This window comes from Puia sp. P3 (assembly GCF_050632245.1).
In the GTDB taxonomy this organism is placed as follows: domain Bacteria; phylum Bacteroidota; class Bacteroidia; order Chitinophagales; family Chitinophagaceae; genus Puia.
On the sequence record NZ_CP192583.1, the window covers coordinates 7,518,387 to 7,535,322 of the forward strand.

General features: G+C 51.3%; 24 protein-coding genes and 3 pseudogenes. 10 read left to right on the forward strand and 17 right to left on the reverse strand.

Annotation, left to right across the window (positions count from 1 at the left end):
• Positions 1 to 95: 95 nt before the first annotated feature.
• The 17 genes and pseudogenes from ACQ86N_RS47355 to ACQ86N_RS47435 all read right to left on the reverse strand — a co-directional run bounded on the left by ACQ86N_RS47355 (position 96) and on the right by ACQ86N_RS47435 (position 11,870).
• Entirely contained in the window at positions 96 to 821 is a 726-nt protein-coding gene (locus tag ACQ86N_RS47355; protein ID WP_431217888.1) for a Bax inhibitor-1/YccA family protein, read from the reverse strand.
• Between the two features lie 135 nt (positions 822 to 956).
• Positions 957 to 1,808: a PSP1 domain-containing protein gene (locus tag ACQ86N_RS47360; RefSeq protein ID WP_431217889.1), complete on the reverse strand. Its 852-nt coding sequence runs from the start codon at positions 1,806 to 1,808 to the stop codon at positions 957 to 959.
• A gap of 6 nt (positions 1,809 to 1,814) precedes the next feature.
• Positions 1,815 to 1,969 (reverse strand): annotated as a pseudogene (locus tag ACQ86N_RS47365) (PSP1 C-terminal domain-containing protein); the annotation flags it as partial.
• Positions 1,956 to 2,342 carry a hypothetical protein gene (locus tag ACQ86N_RS47370; RefSeq protein WP_431213161.1) on the reverse strand — a complete coding sequence of 129 codons (387 nt, stop codon included), beginning with the start codon at positions 2,340 to 2,342 and terminating at the stop codon, positions 1,956 to 1,958. The gene ACQ86N_RS47370 and the pseudogene ACQ86N_RS47365, both read right to left, overlap by 14 nt.
• A 411-nt stretch (positions 2,343 to 2,753) precedes the next feature.
• Positions 2,754 to 3,965: an ATP-binding protein gene (locus ACQ86N_RS47375; protein WP_431213162.1), complete on the reverse strand. Its 1,212-nt coding sequence runs from the start codon at positions 3,963 to 3,965 to the stop codon at positions 2,754 to 2,756.
• Positions 3,966 to 4,037: 72 nt separating this feature from the next.
• Positions 4,038 to 4,451 (reverse strand): glutathione peroxidase, encoded by a 414-nt coding sequence (locus ACQ86N_RS47380; protein ID WP_431217890.1) that lies wholly within the window; start codon positions 4,449 to 4,451, stop codon positions 4,038 to 4,040.
• The gene (locus ACQ86N_RS47385) at positions 4,430 to 4,558 is read right to left on the reverse strand and encodes a hypothetical protein (RefSeq protein ID WP_431213163.1); all 129 of its coding nucleotides are present in this window, start codon (positions 4,556 to 4,558) and stop codon (positions 4,430 to 4,432) included. The genes ACQ86N_RS47380 and ACQ86N_RS47385 overlap by 22 nt, the downstream gene beginning before the upstream one ends.
• 82 nt (positions 4,559 to 4,640) lie before the next feature.
• The gene (locus tag ACQ86N_RS47390; RefSeq protein WP_431213164.1) at positions 4,641 to 4,937 is read right to left on the reverse strand and encodes a choice-of-anchor Q domain-containing protein; all 297 of its coding nucleotides are present in this window, start codon (positions 4,935 to 4,937) and stop codon (positions 4,641 to 4,643) included.
• Entirely contained in the window at positions 4,930 to 5,937 is a 1,008-nt protein-coding gene (locus ACQ86N_RS47395) for a hypothetical protein (protein ID WP_431213165.1), read from the reverse strand. Before ACQ86N_RS47395 ends, ACQ86N_RS47390 begins: the two co-directional genes overlap by 8 nt.
• A 131-nt stretch (positions 5,938 to 6,068) precedes the next feature.
• Complete coding sequence (locus tag ACQ86N_RS47400; protein ID WP_431213166.1) at positions 6,069 to 6,512, reverse strand: magnesium chelatase domain-containing protein; 444 nt, start codon at positions 6,510 to 6,512, stop codon at positions 6,069 to 6,071.
• A complete protein-coding gene (locus tag ACQ86N_RS47405; RefSeq protein ID WP_431213167.1) occupies positions 6,497 to 7,297 on the reverse strand; it encodes an ATPase domain-containing protein in 801 nt (266 codons plus the stop codon). The genes ACQ86N_RS47400 and ACQ86N_RS47405 overlap by 16 nt, the downstream gene beginning before the upstream one ends.
• Before the next feature lie 18 nt (positions 7,298 to 7,315).
• Positions 7,316 to 7,441: a hypothetical protein gene (locus ACQ86N_RS47410; protein WP_431213168.1), complete on the reverse strand. Its 126-nt coding sequence runs from the start codon at positions 7,439 to 7,441 to the stop codon at positions 7,316 to 7,318.
• Positions 7,442 to 8,790: 1,349 nt separating this feature from the next.
• Positions 8,791 to 10,194 (reverse strand): Rne/Rng family ribonuclease, encoded by a 1,404-nt coding sequence (locus ACQ86N_RS47415; protein ID WP_431213169.1) that lies wholly within the window; start codon positions 10,192 to 10,194, stop codon positions 8,791 to 8,793.
• Between the two features lie 17 nt (positions 10,195 to 10,211).
• Positions 10,212 to 10,349: a hypothetical protein gene (locus ACQ86N_RS47420; protein ID WP_431213170.1), complete on the reverse strand. Its 138-nt coding sequence runs from the start codon at positions 10,347 to 10,349 to the stop codon at positions 10,212 to 10,214.
• A 414-nt stretch (positions 10,350 to 10,763) separates the two neighbouring features.
• Positions 10,764 to 11,102 (reverse strand): tetratricopeptide repeat protein, encoded by a 339-nt coding sequence (locus ACQ86N_RS47425; protein ID WP_431213171.1) that lies wholly within the window; start codon positions 11,100 to 11,102, stop codon positions 10,764 to 10,766.
• The gene (locus tag ACQ86N_RS47430; protein ID WP_431213172.1) at positions 11,099 to 11,314 is read right to left on the reverse strand and encodes a hypothetical protein; all 216 of its coding nucleotides are present in this window, start codon (positions 11,312 to 11,314) and stop codon (positions 11,099 to 11,101) included. The genes ACQ86N_RS47425 and ACQ86N_RS47430 overlap by 4 nt, the downstream gene beginning before the upstream one ends.
• 235 nt (positions 11,315 to 11,549) lie before the next feature.
• Positions 11,550 to 11,870, reverse strand: coding sequence for an HU family DNA-binding protein (locus tag ACQ86N_RS47435; protein ID WP_431213173.1), 321 nt, complete (start codon positions 11,868 to 11,870; stop codon positions 11,550 to 11,552).
• 278 nt (positions 11,871 to 12,148) lie between these two features.
• On the opposite strand from ACQ86N_RS47435, the gene ACQ86N_RS47440 reads away from it, so the two are divergent.
• From ACQ86N_RS47440 to ACQ86N_RS47485, 10 genes and pseudogenes are all read left to right on the forward strand, one after another.
• The gene (locus tag ACQ86N_RS47440; RefSeq protein WP_431213174.1) at positions 12,149 to 12,553 is read left to right on the forward strand and encodes a hypothetical protein; all 405 of its coding nucleotides are present in this window, start codon (positions 12,149 to 12,151) and stop codon (positions 12,551 to 12,553) included.
• A 35-nt stretch (positions 12,554 to 12,588) separates the two neighbouring features.
• Positions 12,589 to 13,242 (forward strand): NUDIX domain-containing protein, encoded by a 654-nt coding sequence (locus ACQ86N_RS47445; RefSeq protein WP_431213175.1) that lies wholly within the window; start codon positions 12,589 to 12,591, stop codon positions 13,240 to 13,242.
• A gap of 195 nt (positions 13,243 to 13,437) precedes the next feature.
• Complete coding sequence (locus ACQ86N_RS47450) at positions 13,438 to 13,875, forward strand: single-stranded DNA-binding protein (RefSeq protein ID WP_431213176.1); 438 nt, start codon at positions 13,438 to 13,440, stop codon at positions 13,873 to 13,875.
• A 39-nt stretch (positions 13,876 to 13,914) separates the two neighbouring features.
• Positions 13,915 to 14,184: pseudogene (locus ACQ86N_RS47455) on the forward strand (CNNM domain-containing protein); the annotation flags it as partial.
• 28 nt (positions 14,185 to 14,212) lie between these two features.
• Complete coding sequence (locus tag ACQ86N_RS47460; RefSeq protein WP_431217891.1) at positions 14,213 to 14,620, forward strand: DUF21 domain-containing protein; 408 nt, start codon at positions 14,213 to 14,215, stop codon at positions 14,618 to 14,620.
• Positions 14,563 to 15,213, forward strand: coding sequence for a hemolysin family protein (locus ACQ86N_RS47465; protein ID WP_431217892.1), 651 nt, complete (start codon positions 14,563 to 14,565; stop codon positions 15,211 to 15,213). The genes ACQ86N_RS47460 and ACQ86N_RS47465 overlap by 58 nt, the downstream gene beginning before the upstream one ends.
• Before the next feature lie 10 nt (positions 15,214 to 15,223).
• Positions 15,224 to 15,892: a hypothetical protein gene (locus tag ACQ86N_RS47470; protein WP_431213177.1), complete on the forward strand. Its 669-nt coding sequence runs from the start codon at positions 15,224 to 15,226 to the stop codon at positions 15,890 to 15,892.
• A 56-nt stretch (positions 15,893 to 15,948) separates the two neighbouring features.
• On the forward strand, positions 15,949 to 16,536 hold the full coding sequence (locus ACQ86N_RS47475; RefSeq protein WP_431213178.1) for a DUF3109 family protein: 588 nt from the start codon (positions 15,949 to 15,951) through the stop codon (positions 16,534 to 16,536).
• Entirely contained in the window at positions 16,536 to 16,703 is a 168-nt protein-coding gene (locus ACQ86N_RS47480; RefSeq protein WP_431213179.1) for a hypothetical protein, read from the forward strand. Before ACQ86N_RS47475 ends, ACQ86N_RS47480 begins: the two co-directional genes overlap by 1 nt.
• Positions 16,704 to 16,735: 32 nt before the next feature.
• Positions 16,736 to 16,798: pseudogene (locus tag ACQ86N_RS47485) on the forward strand (hypothetical protein); the annotation flags it as partial.
• Positions 16,799 to 16,936: the final 138 nt, after the last annotated feature.

A 16,936-nucleotide genomic window follows, 5' to 3' on the forward strand; every position in this document is an offset into this window, starting at 1 on the left:
GCGTGAACCACGCGGTTCACGCGGGACCAGAAACAAAACACAAAAAGGGACCAAATCTTATGATTCGGTCCCTTTTCCTATGCTTTAAAGATCTTCTAGTTTCTGCTGCTCGCGATACGGCTGAGGAGCTTCAGGATCTGAATATACAACCAAACCAAGGTCACCAGCAGGCCAAACGCGCCATACCACTCCATTTGTTTTGGCGCACCCATCTGCTCTCCAACTTCAATTTGCTCGAAATCGAGGATCAAACTAAGCGCTGCGATGCCGATAACCACCAGGTTTATACCTATCCCCAGCGGGCTGGCGTCCGTCCAGCTCATAAAACCAATGCTGACGTGGAAAAGGCTGAGTATCCAGTACACAGCGTATAAAAGGAACACGGCAAAAGACGCCGCAATGATGATCGACTTAAATTTCTGTGTCGGCTTGATGATGCGGAAATTATACAGCAGGAACATCGAAAACGCCACGGCAAAAGTCAGCAACACCGCCTGCAGAACAATGTCCGGATATTTGGCCTTGAACATATCGTTGACCACCGCGGAAAACGCGCCGATCATCAGACCTTCCAGTACGCCGTAAGCGGGAGCAAGCCATTTGGCTGTCATCGGCCTGAACGTCATGATCAGTCCGGAGATAAGCCCGCCGATCAATCCAACCCACATCAGGGTCATCATCGTGGGGAACTTGCCGTCCAGATACATCTTCCAGGTGAATGCGGCGCCGGCAAAACCATCAGCAACAGGAACCCAAACTTCTGGATCGAACCACGAACGGTCATCGTGCCCGCATTTTGCGCATCGAGACTTCGGTTGAATATCTTCTCAGAAAGTGTAGGATTACCAGATTCAAAAGTGCCATAATCTTAGAGTTTTAGAGTACTATTCTTATTACGAAAAACAAGCCATTCTATTTTATAGTTTGGCGGGTATCTTTAATTTAACAATTTTCGGCTATATAGCGGCCAAAACGTCAGTTCTGCTACTTTTTTCTCCACCACCGGATGGCGGATTGCCACCCCTTCTGCCACCGCCCTGCTGACCTCCGCCGCCCTGCTGGCCTCCGCCACGCTGACCGCCCCGCTGCTGACCGCCGCCACCGCCCTGCTGTCCACCGCCGCCTTGCTGTCCTCCGCCCTGCTGGCCGCCACCGGAAGCCTGTCCTCCGCCCGCGGGTCTGCCGCCACGGCCATTTCCTGCCTCCGCCCTATGCTGCGAGCCATGCTTGTGCCCGTGCTTCTTCTTCCTGTCCGCCTTTTCGAGCGTCCGCAGACTGATCTGACCGACCAGATCGACGTATGGACTGTCTTCTGAAGATTCTTTTGGCTTGCCGGTACTGACCTCGACGGGCTCAAGCGCGTCGACGACGATATTCTGCATATTCTGTTTCCGGATGGTCCTCACCCGTTCGATCGTCAGCGGATACTGCTTGTTGCTGTCCGGTAGGACATACCACATCAGGTTCTTGAAAATATCTTTCTTGATCAGGATCGCGGTCCCCTTGGCTACCTGCAGCGTCTCCACATTGTCAGGAAAGTTCTGGAGCGCATCCAGATAAGTATCCAGCTCGTAGTTGAGACAGCATTTCAGACGTCCGCACTGGCCGCTGAGCTTGCTCTGATTGATGGAAAGGTTCTGATAACGGGCGGCCGTCGTATTGACGGATTTGAAATCACTGAGCCAGGTGGAGCAGCAGAGCTCGCGACCGCAGCTGCCGACGCCGCCGACCTTGGCGGCTTCCTGACGCGCTCCGATCTGCCGCATCTCGACCTTCAGTCTGAACTCGCCGGCGTAGAGCTTAATCAACTCGCGAAAATCGACCCGGTCGTCCGCGATGTAGAAAAAGTGGCCTTGCGTCCATCTGCCTGTATCTCAACCTCACTCATCTTCATTTCAAGTTTGAGCTGACGGGCTATCGCGCGCGACCGGATCAGTGCATCCCTCTCCCGGGCCTTATTCTGCTGCATGATCTCCAGTGTCTTTATCAGTGGCCTTGCGCAGTACCTTCCGGATCTCCGGATTCTTTTCGTCGACGCCCTTCTTCTTCATCTGCAGACGGACGAGCTCACCCGTCATGCTCACTTCCCCTACGTCGAAACCGCTGATCCCCTCGACGCTGATCAGATCACCCTTGTCAAACAACTGGGTCGTGGCATTCCGGTAAAAATCCTTTCGGCTGCCCCTGTTAAAACTTACTTCGATGATCCTGCAACCGCTCTCCGGGTCGCTAAAAGGCAGATTCGCCAGCCAGTCGTGTACATTAAGCCTGTTACATCCTCCGGTACTGCACCCACCATTGCTCTTACAGCCGGTAGGTTTTCCCCCTTGGATGTTCCACAATTGCTACATCCCATATCCCAAATAAATTAATAAACGGTGAAAAAATGAACAAAAAAGAGTGAGTTACCGTACAGGCAGGAAAAAGCCACTGCTCTCAGGAGCCATTATGCGAAATATATAGAATGCAAAATACGCTCTTTCTGCCAGGCCCGGTCCTTCACACATATTCGAACTCTGTTGCCGGCCTGTCCGGATACACTTTTTTCGTTGGCCCATATGGGCCAGTTCAAATATACACAGAAACAGGCATTTCTATGCCAACCAGGTCAATTTTCCTGTTCCCCAAAAATATTGGTGGAAATTATTCAGTGGTTCACATGGTTCACACCCCTCGAGGATCGCCGGTTCACCCGGTTCGAGTCTACACCCTGGCCCGGCCCGCAGACCAAGCCCGCAGGCTTCCCCGGACCCCTAATTTATGTGCACCACCGTCCTCTCCCTCAAAATATGCAGCAACTTGATCGTCAACGCATGAAACAACATCTTGGCGTGGGCATTCCGCTCAATATAATACGCCGCCCTGTCCAGTTCCCCGATGATGGCCTGCTGCTGAGCTACATCGGCTATCTTATTCAGTCTCAATGCAATATCCTTCTCTCCCTCGGGGATAGGCAATAACGATGCGTCGATATACCGCAGCCTTACCGCCTGCTCCAGCAGGTGATTGAAATACCGAAGGAACTGCTTCTGCCGCTCACGACCCAGCTTCGAGATGTCGTCGATCCACTTCACCTGCGCCACCGGGCCATTCTTCAGGATCGCGTTCAGCCATTCCCGCAGAACACCCTGCCAGTCGTCATCGGCATTCCTTATCAGCTGCAGGGCCTCGTGATAGTTGCCCTCGCTCAGCACCGCGATCCGCCGCGCCTGAGCTTCCTCCAGCCGCGACCTGGTCACCAGCGCCTCCTGGATATCGGCGACATCCGGCAAAGGTATCTTCACCAGCTGGGTCCGGGACAGGATCGTCTGCAGGATCAGGGATTCGTTCTCCGCCACCAGGAGGAACAGGGTATTGGCCGGCGGCTCCTCGATCAGCTTAAGCAGCTTGTTCCCCTCGTTCCCCAGATACTCGGGCATCCAGAGAATGAGAACCTTATAACCGCTTTCAAAACTTTTCAGGCTCAGTTTGTGGATGATATCATTGCACTCCTGCGCCGTGATATTCCCCTGTTTGTTCTCCGCGCCGATGAACTGCAGCCAGTCATAGGCATTGCCGTAAGGATACTGCTCCATGAACTCCCGCCATTCCGACCCATAGTCGGTGCTCACCGGCTTGTCCCCAGGCTTCCTCGGGATCACGGGATAGGAGTAGTGGATATCGGGATGGACCATCTGGCTGGCCCTGACACAGGCCGGACATACCCCGCAGGCATCGGTCATCGGCGCGGTTTTCGCAGCCGGCACCGGCTCCCCGCCAAAAAGCGACGGCCCGGCGGCGGCGGCCTCCTGCTTTCCATTCACCTTCTCACAAACCACATACTGCGAAAAAGCCAGCGCCAGCGGCAGGGCGCCGCTGCCCTCCGGCCCCAAAAATAGCAGGGCGTGGCTCAAACGATTTTGCTGGACCAGCTCGACCAGGCTATGTTTCACCTGTGCCTGCCCGATGACTTTGGAAAATGCCATATCTGCAAATATAAAAAAGGGGTCGTATGACCCCTTTTTGAAAAATACGGCGGGCGGAGCCGCGCCAATATATTAATTCAAATACTTCGTGATCTGCTCATCCATCGGCTTCACCTTGCTCGGGAAGACAGCGACCAGCTTGCCATTCTCATCCAGCAGGAACTTCGTGAAATTCCATTTGATCACCGGATCGGCAACGCCGAGTTTCTTTGCTTCATCCGTCAGGTATTTGAACAGCGGGTGAATATTATCACCTACTACGTCTACCTTCTCCGCCATCGGGAAAGTGACGCCGTAGTTCTTTGTGCAGAACTCGCTGATCTCCTTGGCAGTGCCTGGCTCCTGCTGACCGAAATTATTCGCAGGGAAACCCACGATCACCAGTTTGCTCTGGTAAGTGGTGTACAGCTTTTCAAGATCGGCATATTGCGGAGTAAAACCGCATTTGCTCGCAGTATTGACGATCAGTATTTTTTGCCCTTGTATTTGGCAAGATCGATCGTATTCCCATCCAGACTTGGCACCTTGAAATCATAAACGCTGCTTGCGCCGCCGGTGACCAACAGGAGTGAAAGAAGAAGTAGGCGTAACATAGAATTTTATTTTGATGTAAGTTATCGAATATTGGCCAACTACGACAAAGGCCTGGCACTAAAGTTTCGATTAGTGACTATCTTATTGTCTCTCGTAACTCCCCAGATCGGGACCCGCGCCAACCACTCTCGGATTGCCGTCGAGATCGACCGTCAGCCCCGTCGCCACTCCCTTGTCTATCGCCGGCGAACCCGCCTTCAGGTGAAAGTCATAATAGTTGCGCGACACATTGATACTGTCGAACATCGGATCGGAACCGGCGATCATCCCCGCAACGGTCACGCCCGTTGGTGCAGTTTTTACCTTCCAGAGGCAGTTGGTAAATCCTATATTAAAAGTTCCCGTCCCCTGTTTGCTGGCTGTCACTTCATTATCCACTTGTTCCGTTACTACCCCAGAAAATACAGTTATAAAACGCCGCGTTCACATTCCCCGATACGGATCCGCCTCCCTGCGGCGCAGCATAAACGTCAGCGACGGATAACACCGGCTGCAGATGCGGGATATAGTTATTGGAGTATGACGCCACCGTGCAGTGCTCGAAGAGATAGCTTCCGCCCCCGGCCAGTTCGACGTTCTTACCGCAGTTGCTGATCAGGCAATTATTGGCCTGCACGCTGCCTTGTATCCCCAGCAGCCCCGCGTCATAACTGTTGTCGATGATACACTCGTCAAGGACCAGTCCCGCCTGTCCGCCGACGACCGGCGCCTGTGTGACCACCGCCTGATTGGCATTCCTGATCACCGCATAGCTGAGGTGGCTGCCCGCGCTGGACTCACGGAAATATATACCCGGCCAGCTGCCGGGAAATTTGTTGTAGGGGTCGTCGAGCCTGTCGCCGAGGAACCAGACCCTTGTGCTGTCGAAATGATCCCCCGTCACTTTGAGACTACCGTCGACCAGCAACGGAGCGTCAGCGTGAAAATAGACCCTGCATCCCGCGGGAACGGTCAGCGTTGCACCCGTGTCGATCCGCAGCGAGCCAAGGACGACATAAGGAAGTGACCTGTCCCAGACCGTATTGGTATTGATCACCTGATTGCGAAGGAAATGCGCATTCTGTCCGTAGGCCTGCAACTGAATATACTGCTGTCGGCCATTGAAGGATACGGCGATGCTGTCCTGCACCACGAAAGGAAGCGTCGCAATTCCGGGATTTATTTTTACCGCGACGAAGATATAAAGACTGTCTCCGGCTTCGAGGTCGACATTGCTGCGTTCGGCGCCTGCAACTCCGTCGATATTGATGCTGTAGGGAGACTGTGCTCCGCCCATGAGTTTTATATCTGTGAGCCTCAGCCTTTGATTGTTGATATTGACGATCCGGACCGCTTCCGTAATGGAACCGGTGGAAGTAAAGACCGTATCGAAGAACAAGGTATCTGAAGACAGGCGGATCAGTGCGTCCTCCCCGTGATAAAGGAATCCTTCCGGCAGGAGAGGGTCAGCAGGACGATGGATGAAGCCAATAAGAGCAGCAGTTTTTTCATGGATCGCTAAGATGACTGTTAAAATAAGTACTGATACACCTCTTCCACTCTTCCCACCGGCACGACCTCGATATCGAATCTGGTCCCGTTGAGCCCCTTCTGATTGTATTTCGAAACAAATATCTTCTCGAACCCGAGTTTCTCAGCCTCGGCTATGCGTTGTTCGATGCGGTTGACGGCGCGTATTTCTCCGCTAAGCCCAACCTCGCCCGCAAAACAGATCCGCGAAGAGAGCGGTACGTCCTCGTAACTGCTGAGCAAAGCGCAAAGGACCGCCAGATCGATGGATGGGTCCTCTACTTTCAGGCCACCGGCGATATTTAAGAAGACGTCCTTCACCCCAAAATGAAAACCGCCTCTTTTTTCGAGTACCGCCAGCAACAACTGGAGCCGCCGCAGATCCATCCCGCTGACCGTCCGCTGGGGAGTTCCGTATACAGACTGCGTCACCAGCGCCTGCACTTCGATGAGAAGGGTCTCATCCCCTCGATGGTCGCCGCGATCGCGATGCCGCTGAGCTGTTCTTCCTTCTGCGTGATCAGCAGCTCGCTCGGATTGCTGACGGCCCGCATCCCACGTTCGGTCATTTCATAAATGCCCAGCTCGGCCGTACTGCCAAAACGGTTTTTCAGCGTCCGAAGTATGCGATAGGCATAGTGTCTGTCGCCTTCGAACTGTAATACGGTGTCTACCATATGCTCGAGCATCTTCGGACCGGCAATACTTCCGTCCTTGGTGATATGTCCGATAAGGAATACGGGCGTGTGTGTCTCTTTCGCAAACCGCTGAAACTCCGAAGTACACTCCCGTATCTGCGAGACACTGCCCGCCGACGATTCAATGTAAGGAGATTGCAGGGTCTGGATGGAATCAATGATCACCAGCTGAGGACGGAGCTTCTTTATCTCCTGGAAGATCGTCTGCGTAGAGGTCTCCGTCAGCAGATAGAAGTCTTCATTGGTGATGCCGAGCCTGTCGGCGCGCATCTTTATCTGCTGCTCACTCTCTTCTCCACTGATATACAACGTTCTTACCTTTTTCAGACGCAAAGCGTCCTGAAGAAAGAGCGTACTTTTACCTATGCCGGGTTCGCCGGCGACCAGCACGATGCTGCCCAACACGATACCACCTCCCAGCACCCGGTTCAATTCTGCATCGTCGCTGAAGATCCGCTTCTCATCCGCACTCACTACTTCGCTGAGGGATAAAGTCCTGACCTCTTTTTTTCGGAGGAGAACTTCTTCCACTCCGTCTCCGCCAACTTGTTATCTTTTGTGATGACTTCTTCGACAAACGTATTCCACTTGATCACATGAAGGACACTTACCTAACCACTTCGCACTTTCATACCCGCAGTTGCTACAGAAAAAGGCGGTCTTTATTTTACTCATGCGGCAAAGTTAGCAGCTTATTCGTGTGTTAATCGTTCAATCCCGTTGGCGATGTTCCCTATTTTGGAATATTTAATTGAAAGAATAATGGAAATGATGTTTCAGAAACAGATTTTTATGCAAAACAGCGAAGAAGAAACCCGAATAATTTGACGAAGTATCTAAATAGTAAAAGGGCCGGCACAAAAGCCAGCCCCTTACTTACTAACCCATTAAATTCTTGCACTAAATTACAAATTAGCGCCACATTGCAAAATAAATTTTTGACGGTGTGAATAACTTTAGAGCCTCTTCAAGCCGTCTTCAAAGCGTTCAAAAATGTATCATAACTAGCTGATAAACATTTAGTTGCAGACCGACCTCTGCAAGTCCGTCTGAGGTAAAAGATTGAAAATTAACCCGCCGCAAACACAAGAAATCAACAGAAATTTTTTTTGTCGGACGAGCTGTCAGGAACGATTTTTTAGACCCAAAATGTCATTCAAACCCCCTTCCGGATAGATATTAATAATTAAAATATTTAATACTTGCAACTAAGTATGGCAATTGATATTATTTTGTTAAGGGAGATTAACATTATCTTTCTCAAATATATTACCTTCGAAATCCTCCTGGGTGAACCGGCCATTACCGGCCGGATCCGGGGCAAATCAGGGGTGAATCCGGGGATAGGAGCCAGTGGGGGGTGAACCGGCTGCATTTGAGCGGGTGTTATCGGCGCCTGGCTTGAACCATTCCAGGCTATCCGAAGCCCTCGGCGGGACCATCCTGGCAACCGGAACCACCCGGCAGGCCAAACCCGGTGAGTCATTCACCGGACGATCCGAATAACCCAAAACCTTATTCCTGGGAAAAACCCGCTCGCGGGAGGTATGAATTCGTCCGCGGCGGTCAAAAAATGTTAATTAGGATAAATTTCTAATTAAAAAAATTGTAATTTAAACGACCGGATACTAACGCTTCTAATAGCTACACATGAGAAAACTTGACGGCTTGCTGAAGGTCCTCTCCTGCCTTTCAGCAAGAGAACGCTCGCTTAAACGACCTATACTTCTCCCTCATTCGGGGATACAATTCTCATTGACAACAGCTTTCTACTCGGGATATCCTGTGTTCCGGGACACAATTCCTTATTCCTCAACTCCTTATTCCTTTGATTCGAACATGCGGCTACTACTACACATGATAAAATTTCAAATCTATCTGTAAGAATGTGTGACTCAATGTTGACAGTGAAAGACGGCCCCGGTGTCTACCGGGGCCAAATTTTTTAATGGACCTTTGTTCGGTCTTTGACCTCTTGCGATCATATGGCCCGTTGCAATCAGAGCTGAGAATCCCGTGGAGCCTTAAAGTTTAATCTCGTCTTCCTGTTTATCGAAAAAATGAAACTCGGTCAGGTGATAATTCGTATTCGCACGGATGCGGACCTTTTGCTTGTACTTCCACCTCCAGGTCCACTGGCGCGAGCCTATGCCAAGAAAACTGCCCTTTGTGAGATAGGCGTGCATGATAGGGTGTACTGCCAGAATAAGGTCTTTATGCTGGTGATTGATCAGGTAGCTTAAATTCTTTTCTATTTCGTCTTCCAGGATCAGCGCGGAGGATATCTTCCCTGTACCGTTACAGGTAGGGCATACCTCCTGGGTGTTGATCGTAACCTCCGGCTTCATACGCTGCCGGGTTATCTGCATCAGCCCGAACTTCGAGATCGGCAGCACAGCGTGTTTCGCCCTGTCGGTCCGCATGAAGTTCTCCATCGCCTCTATCAGCTTCCGCTTGTTGTCGGGCAGCTTCATATCGATGAAGTCCACTACGATGATACCGCCAAGGTCCCGCAGCCGCAGCTGACGGGCAATCTCTTCGGCCGCCTCCATATTGGTCTCCAGCGCGTTTTGTTCCTGGTTGTTACTAACGCTCTTATAGCCGCTGTTCACGTCGATGACGTGCAGCGCCTCGGTGTGTTCGATGATCAGATAAGCACCGCTCGGCAGGTTCACCGTCTTTCCAAAGGCGGCCTTTACCTGCTTGGTCACGCTGAACTGATCGAATATCGGTGAGCCGTTGTGGTAATAAGAGACAATGTCGATCTTGTCCGGAGCGATACGCTGTATATAGCTCTTCGTGTCGTTGAAGATGTTGCGGTCGTTGATGACGATCTTGTTAAAGTCCTCATTCAGCAGGTCCCGCAGCATACTCGTGGTCTTTGTCTGCTCGCTCAGGATCTTCGCGGGCGCCACAGCGCCTTTCAGATTGTGCTGTATGGTCTTCCAGGTCGCCACCAGCTCTGTGAGGTCCTCGTGCAGCTCTGCCGTATTCTTTCCCTCTGCAGCCGTACGAACGATAACGCCAAAATTCTTCGGCTTTATCGCTTCCACGATCTTCTGCAGCCGCTTGCGCTCGTCGGAAGAATGGATCTTCCGCGATACAGCGACAATATCATTAAAGGGAGTGATGACGACAAATCTGCCGGGAAGGGATATCTCACAGCTGAGACGCGGGCCTTTCGCGGCAATAGGCTCCTTCAGGATCTGTACGAGGATATGGGGCTTGCCGTTCAATACCTCATTGATCTTACCCGTCTTGATGATCTCCGGCTCTACCTGGAAATGTCCAAAGTCAAAGCCTTCGGGACTGTTGTCATTCATCGCCTGCTGCGTGAATTTCAACAGCGAACGGGCATAGGGACTCAGATCGGTATAGTGGAGAAAGGCGTCCTTTTCAAAACCTACGTCTACAAATGCGGCATTCAACCCCGGGATCAGCTTCTTTACCTTTCCAGGTACAGATCACCTACCGCAAAGCTTGCATCAGCCTTCTCATGGTGAAGTTCCACGAGCTTTTTGTCCTCTAAAAGGGCAATTTCAACACCCTGCGGAGTTGCGTTTATGATTAGTTCCTTATTCAAGCGTATCGAGCGTTTTCCATCAACATCTGCCTTTTTGCTATAACCTCATCTCCGGGCGGATCTCATAAAAAAGATTCCCGGTCCGCCTCGCGGCAGACCGGTATATTACTTCGGACAAAGCCCTTGCAGGGCTTTCTGCAAAAAGCTATTTATTCTTCTTCTTATGACGGTTCTTTCTCAGTCTCTTCTTACGCTTATGCGTCGCAATCTTATGACGCTTACGCTTTTTACCACAAGGCATACTCAATGCAATTTTATAGTTAAAAAATAATAAACCATCTTCGGCGGCGGCATTTCACCGGAACTCCAGTCGACTATTTCAGGCCCTTCAACCGGTCATCAATAGCCCGGAGCATCTCCGGATTGCTGATCAGCTGCTTCGCAGCTTCATACCATTTGACGGCTTCCGCTTTATTACCCCTTTTGCTGATAGACTTCGGCCAGTAGGAGTACCGCTTCGATATTTGCAGGTTGATTCCGAACAACTGTTGTCAAACGGTCAATAGCTCTATCAAATTGCCCCGATTCTATTCCCCCAAGCGCCAGCATGAACTGAGCATACATATTGGTGGAATCCCGGCGGGCTACTTCTAAAATCCGCTGAATTCCCTGCATGACTTCGGTCGGATCTCCGGCCTGCGCACCAAATATATACGTGCCGCCAAGCCCTACCTTTGTCGAATCATTTTCGGGATTCAGTTCTAACGCCTTTTCAAACAACTCTTTAGCACTTGTGGCCATCCAGCCTTTCAACGCCGGATTATCCTGTCCACGCAGTCCCTGTAAGAATAATTGGGCAGCAAAGGTGAGACTTTTTCAGACTTTTCCAATTTAGCCGCTTCTCCACTATAATGGGCATACAACAGATAGCCGTCCTGGACCGAATCCTTCCAGAAGGCAGCCAGCTGCCTGTCGGCATTTATTTGCTGCGCATTTACGTCACCCCTCACGACGGACGCCTGCAATCTGTTTACATAAGATAATTGGCCAGGAGTCAAACGAGCCTGAGATGCCTGTAGAATTTCCTGTAAACCAACGGATTTAACAGGGGATGCCCCTGGAGCACCGCCCGCGGCGGCCTCTGACTTGTGTTGCGGAGGAACAGAATTTCCAAAAAATACAGAACGAGTAGTAATAGCACCCCGGTGCCAGCTACGAGATATTGCTGTCTCTTCATGTTAATGACCTAGAGACCGCAAGTTACATCTCTTCATCCGGGTTTGGCTGATCTGCCTTCACAGACTGCAATTTTTTTACTTCGGCGACAAATTCCTTTGCAGGTTTGAACGCCGGTATGAAATGTTCCGGGATGTGTACAGCCACATTCTTCTTTATATTGCGGCCGATCTTGGCAGCCCTCTTCTTGGTGATAAAGCTACCGAATCCGCGTATATAAATATTTTCACCTTGCGAAAGAGTTTCTTTCACTTCTTTGAACATGGTTTCCAACGTCACCAGGACGTCAACTTTAGGTATACCTGTTTTTTCCGATATTTGGTTAACAAGGTCTGCCTTTCTCATGGGGATTAAGTTTTATAAGTTTCTGATTTTAAATATATAACAAAATTATTAATTCACAACTCATTGCGCCGAAATAAGTTTTTGGATTCTCAAAATACTGGTTTTGATCCAGCTTGTGCAAGAATTCCATAAAATATTGATTTTGAATTTATTTTAACAAAAATGGCACCAAAAAAAGACGATTTTACTACCCATTTATTAAATTGGCACAAGGGTAAAAATAGTCGGACAATGCCTGGAAAGGGGAAAAGAATCCCTACCGCATCTGGCTCAGTGAGGTGATACTTCAACAAACCCGCGTCGATCAGGGCTGGTCCTACTACGAAAAATTTATCACCGCATTTCCTACCATCCACGATCTCGCCGTCGCTCCCGAACAACAGGTATTCAAATTATGGGAGGGCCTCGGCTACTATAGCCGCTGCAGAAACCTCATTGCAACTGCTAAAAAGATTGATACAGAATATAAAGGACAGTTTCCTTCTACTTACGGAGAGATCCTCGGCCTCAAAGGCATCGGCCCCTATACGGCAGCAGCCATCTCCTCCTTCGCATTTCGCCTTCCGCACGCAGTGGTCGACGGCAACGTCACCCGGGTACTCTCCCGATACTTCGGAGAAACAACGCCGATAGACAGCACCGTGGGAAAAAACTATTCGCTACTCTGGCCGACAGTCTGTTAGACAAGGAACAGCCGGATATCTACAACCAGGCGATCATGGATTTCGGCGCCACCGTCTGCCTGCCCCGAAACCCGCTCTGCACCGACTGCGTGCAGCGCCCCGACTGTAAGGCATTGCTGAAGGGACTCACCGCCGAACTGCCCGTAAAAGAAAAGTCCATACGCAAGCGCAGCCGCTGGTTTTACTATTTTATTATAGAAACTCCCGACGACAGGGTGTACATCCACCAGCGTACGCAAAAGGATATCTGGGAAGGACTCTATGAATTCATTCTCTGGGAAACAGACCAGCCGCTGAACAATGGCCCCGGAGAACTTCTCCCCGGATCCGGCTTCGCCGAACAGACCTTCGGTATCAATTCGAAAACACTCACGATCAGGCATATCTCAAAGACCTACCGTCAGGAGCTGAGCCACCAGACCATTCAGGGACAGTTCGTCACCCTCCGGACGAAAAAGAACTGCCCCCCGCGAAGACTGGCTGCTGGTCGACCGGCGACGACTGACCGACTATCCATTCCCGAAATTCATCAACGCCTGGCTGCAGGACCCAAGCCCGGCACAAAGCTTGTTTTGAACGTGTCACCGAGTCCTTTATCTTTGGCGGGAAGCAGACATCGAAAAGCACTAACGGTCAGACCGCTGCCGGAACCAACCGCCGGGAAAAATTTATCTTTTTGGCTAAAATAGGCTAATTTTAAGACGAGTGCGGCTCCGGGGAACAATAACGGTCCCGCGTGGAATTTAATCCGAAAGACGAATTAAAAAACTTTTTCAAATTTAGTTGTATGAGAGGCGTAAATAGGGTGATGCTCATTGGAAATCTTGGTAAGGATCCGGACGTACAATTCCTCGGAAGGTAATATCGCAGTCGCAAAGTTCTCTTTGGCAACTACTGAAACTTTCAAGGACAGAGCCGGAAAACTCATTTCCCAAACAGAATGGCACACCGTCGTCCTCTGGAGAGGCCTCGCAGAATTGGCCCAGAAATACCTCCACAAGGGCAGTCTGGTATATATAGAAGGCAGACTGAGGACCCGCAGCTGGGAAGACAAGGAAGGAAACAAGAAATTTGCCACCGAAGTCGTGGGCGACAACCTGATCATGCTCGACAAACGCACCGATACCAGCGCGCCGCACCCGCCTATCCACCACGAAGGCATTGAAGGCATGGGCAACTCCGATACTCCCCATCGGCGAACCGTCCGAAGATCTGCCGTTTTGACCAGTCCAGACATATTTCCCTCTTGGGTCCGAAGGATACAATCATTAGCGCTTTGCCGGGGATCGCTAATTTTTGTAAAAGCGAATCCCGGCACATAATCACCAAATCCACTATTCTTGACGTTTTCATTAATCAGATTGCTGGAAAGTACAATCTCCCCGGGGCTGCTTATCATAAACCCAAGGGCCACTACCATCCTTGCGATCATCATCCTTTTCCTCCTTATCCTGTCCTTTGTCGTCTCCGGTTCGGAAGTCGCCTTTTTCTCACTGACCTATAAGGATATCAATATCCTGAAAACAAAACAGGACGCCTCGTGGAAACGGATCGTGTCCCTCCTCGAAGAGCCCAAATCCCTGCTGGCCTCCATGCTCATTGCCGGCAGCGCCATCAATATCGCCATCGTGATCCTCGGCCAACTTCCTCATCGACGCCATGGTCATCAATATCGGATTTTGGGGCGCTTTTATCCTGAAAGTCGTCCTCGTCTGTTTTGTCATCATCCTTTTCAGCGAAGTGATGCCCAAGATCTGGGCCTCCCAGAACAACCTGCAGTTCGCCTACTATACCTCCGGCATCATCGAGCTGGTCCACCTCCTGTTCAGCCGTATCAGCGGCTGGGCCGTCAGCCGGTCGGAAGGCCTCGAAAAATTCTTCGGCCGCAAACAAAAGGGCGAACAGCTTCGCTATCAAATAGATCAATCCGTCAAGAACGAATCCTCCGAAGAAGAAAAAATATCCTCAACGGGATCGCCAAATTCGGAAGCATCACCGTCAGGCAGGTCATGCGCGCCCGCCTCGACGTCTCGGGCATCTCCTACGACCTCAGTTTCGCCCAGCTGAAACAGCGGGTCGAAGAACTCCACTACTCCAGGATACCCGTCTATAAAAGCAGCCTCGACGAGCTCGCAGGCCTCATCAACACCAAGGACCTCATCCCCTGGCTCAACGAATCCGACAATTTTGACTGGCATACGCTGCTGCGCGCGCCCTATTTTGTCCACGAACACAAGCTTATCGAACACCTGCTCCAGGAATTTCAGGAGAAACGCGTCCATTTCGCCGTCGTCGTCGACGAATTCGGCGGCACCAGCGGGATCGTCACCCTCGAAGACATCATGGAAGAGGTCATCGGGGACATCCGCGACGAATTCGACGAGGAAGACAGCCCCAACCGCCGCATGGAAGACGGCAGCTTCGTATTCGAAGGACGCACCATGCTGCACGACGTCTGCAAAGCCATGAACATCGCCGTGGACACATTCGACAAGGTAAAGGGCGACAGCGACTCCCTCGCCGGCCTTATCCTCGAACTGTCGGGCGATATTCCCGGGGTCAACGACGTCATACCCTGCGGGGATTTCAGGTTCACCGTCCTCGACGCCGACAACAGCCGTATCAAGAAAGTAAAAGTAAGTATCGTACAATCAGCCTAAAACAAGCGACGTGTTCAAATCCCTATTCAGCCTTGTTGCGATCCTGTTCCTCCTCTCCTGCAACAGCGACTACAACCCTAAGAGAAGGGGCTATTTCAGGATCGATTTCCCGCCCCACCAGTACCAGACCTTCGACAAGCCGGAATATCCCTATACTTTCGAGTATCCCGTCTATGCCAGCGTGGTCCGGGACAGCAGCTATTTCGACACGGTACCCGAGAACCCCTACTGGATCAACGTAGACTTCCCGCGGTTCAAAGCGCGCATCTATATCAGCTATAAAGAGATAGGGCACACGGACCGCGCCGGTCCCGGCCACGAAAAGCCGACACCCAATACCTTCGACAAACTTAGGGACGACGCCTACAAGATGACGCTCAAACATACCGTCAAGGCCAGCTCGATCGACGACTCCATCATGATGACCCCCAACGGCATCAGCGGCGTCTTCTTCCGCGTCGGCGGCAATGCCGCTACGGCCAACCAGTTCTACGTCACCGACTCCGTCCGCAACTTCCTCCGGGGCGCCCTCTACTTCGATACCGCCCCCAATGAAGACTCGCTGTCAAGGGTAAATAAATTCCTCCAGGCCGACATGCTCCACCTGATCAACACCTTCCGGTGGAAGACGCCGGGCAGGACCGCCGCCGGAACCACGCGACCCTCCGACCCCCATTAAAAAATGAACTTTCAAACCCGCAAACCGGGCTATATTTGCATTAAAATAATTAAGTCTTGATAGCTATCGATAATATACTGGTGAGTGACGACGTGGTGGAAGAACAATTCGTGTGCGACCTTCTGAAATGCAAAGGCGGTTGCTGCGAGGACGGCGACGCCGGCGCACCGCTCGAAAAAGACGAGCTCGACCATCTCAACAAGATCTTCGACATCGTCAAACCCTACCTGACACCCGCCGGACTCAAAGAGATCGAAAGCCACGGCCGCTACCAGTACGACCGCGAATTCGGCTGGGTCACCCCAACCATCGGCGGGAAGATGTGCGCATACGGCTATAAGGACGAAAAAGGGATCATCAAATGCGCCATCGAGCAGGCTTACTATGACGGCAAAACCACCTGGAAGAAACCCATCAGCTGTCACCTCTATCCCATCAAGATCAGCAAGACCAGAGCCGGCGAAGTCGTCAACTACGAACCGCGTGAGACACTATGCCGCCCCGGATGCATCAACGGAAAAAAATTAAAAGTGCCCGCATACGTCTTCCTCAAAGAGTCCCTGATCCGTAAATACGGAGAAGAGTTCTACGGGGTCCTCGAAAAAGTCGCAGCCGGATACTTTAAAGAAAAAGAGAAAAAATAATGACCGATACGGCAGCCAATTTCATCGCACGCAGCACAGTAAAGGCGGAAGACCTGGACCACCGTAATAAGATCAATTTCAATATTGGTCGCTACAACGCCGTGGTCCCGCAGGGCAAACAGCAGTTTGCCGAACTGAACTGGCCCGCGAAAGAGCCAAGAATATAAAATGGCGGGCCATCGAGACCCTCGACCAGCAGCTGGAAGACTTCGAAGCCAGCTTCACAAGACGCGGCGGCCGGGTCGTCTGGGCGGAGAACTCCGAACAGGCACTCGCGGAGATCCTCAGCATCTGTAAGGAAAAGAACTGCCGCACCATCGTCAAGAGCAAGAGCATGGTCACCGAAGAGCTCAAACTCAACCAGCTTCCTCGAAGACAACGGCATCGAAAGCGTCGAGAC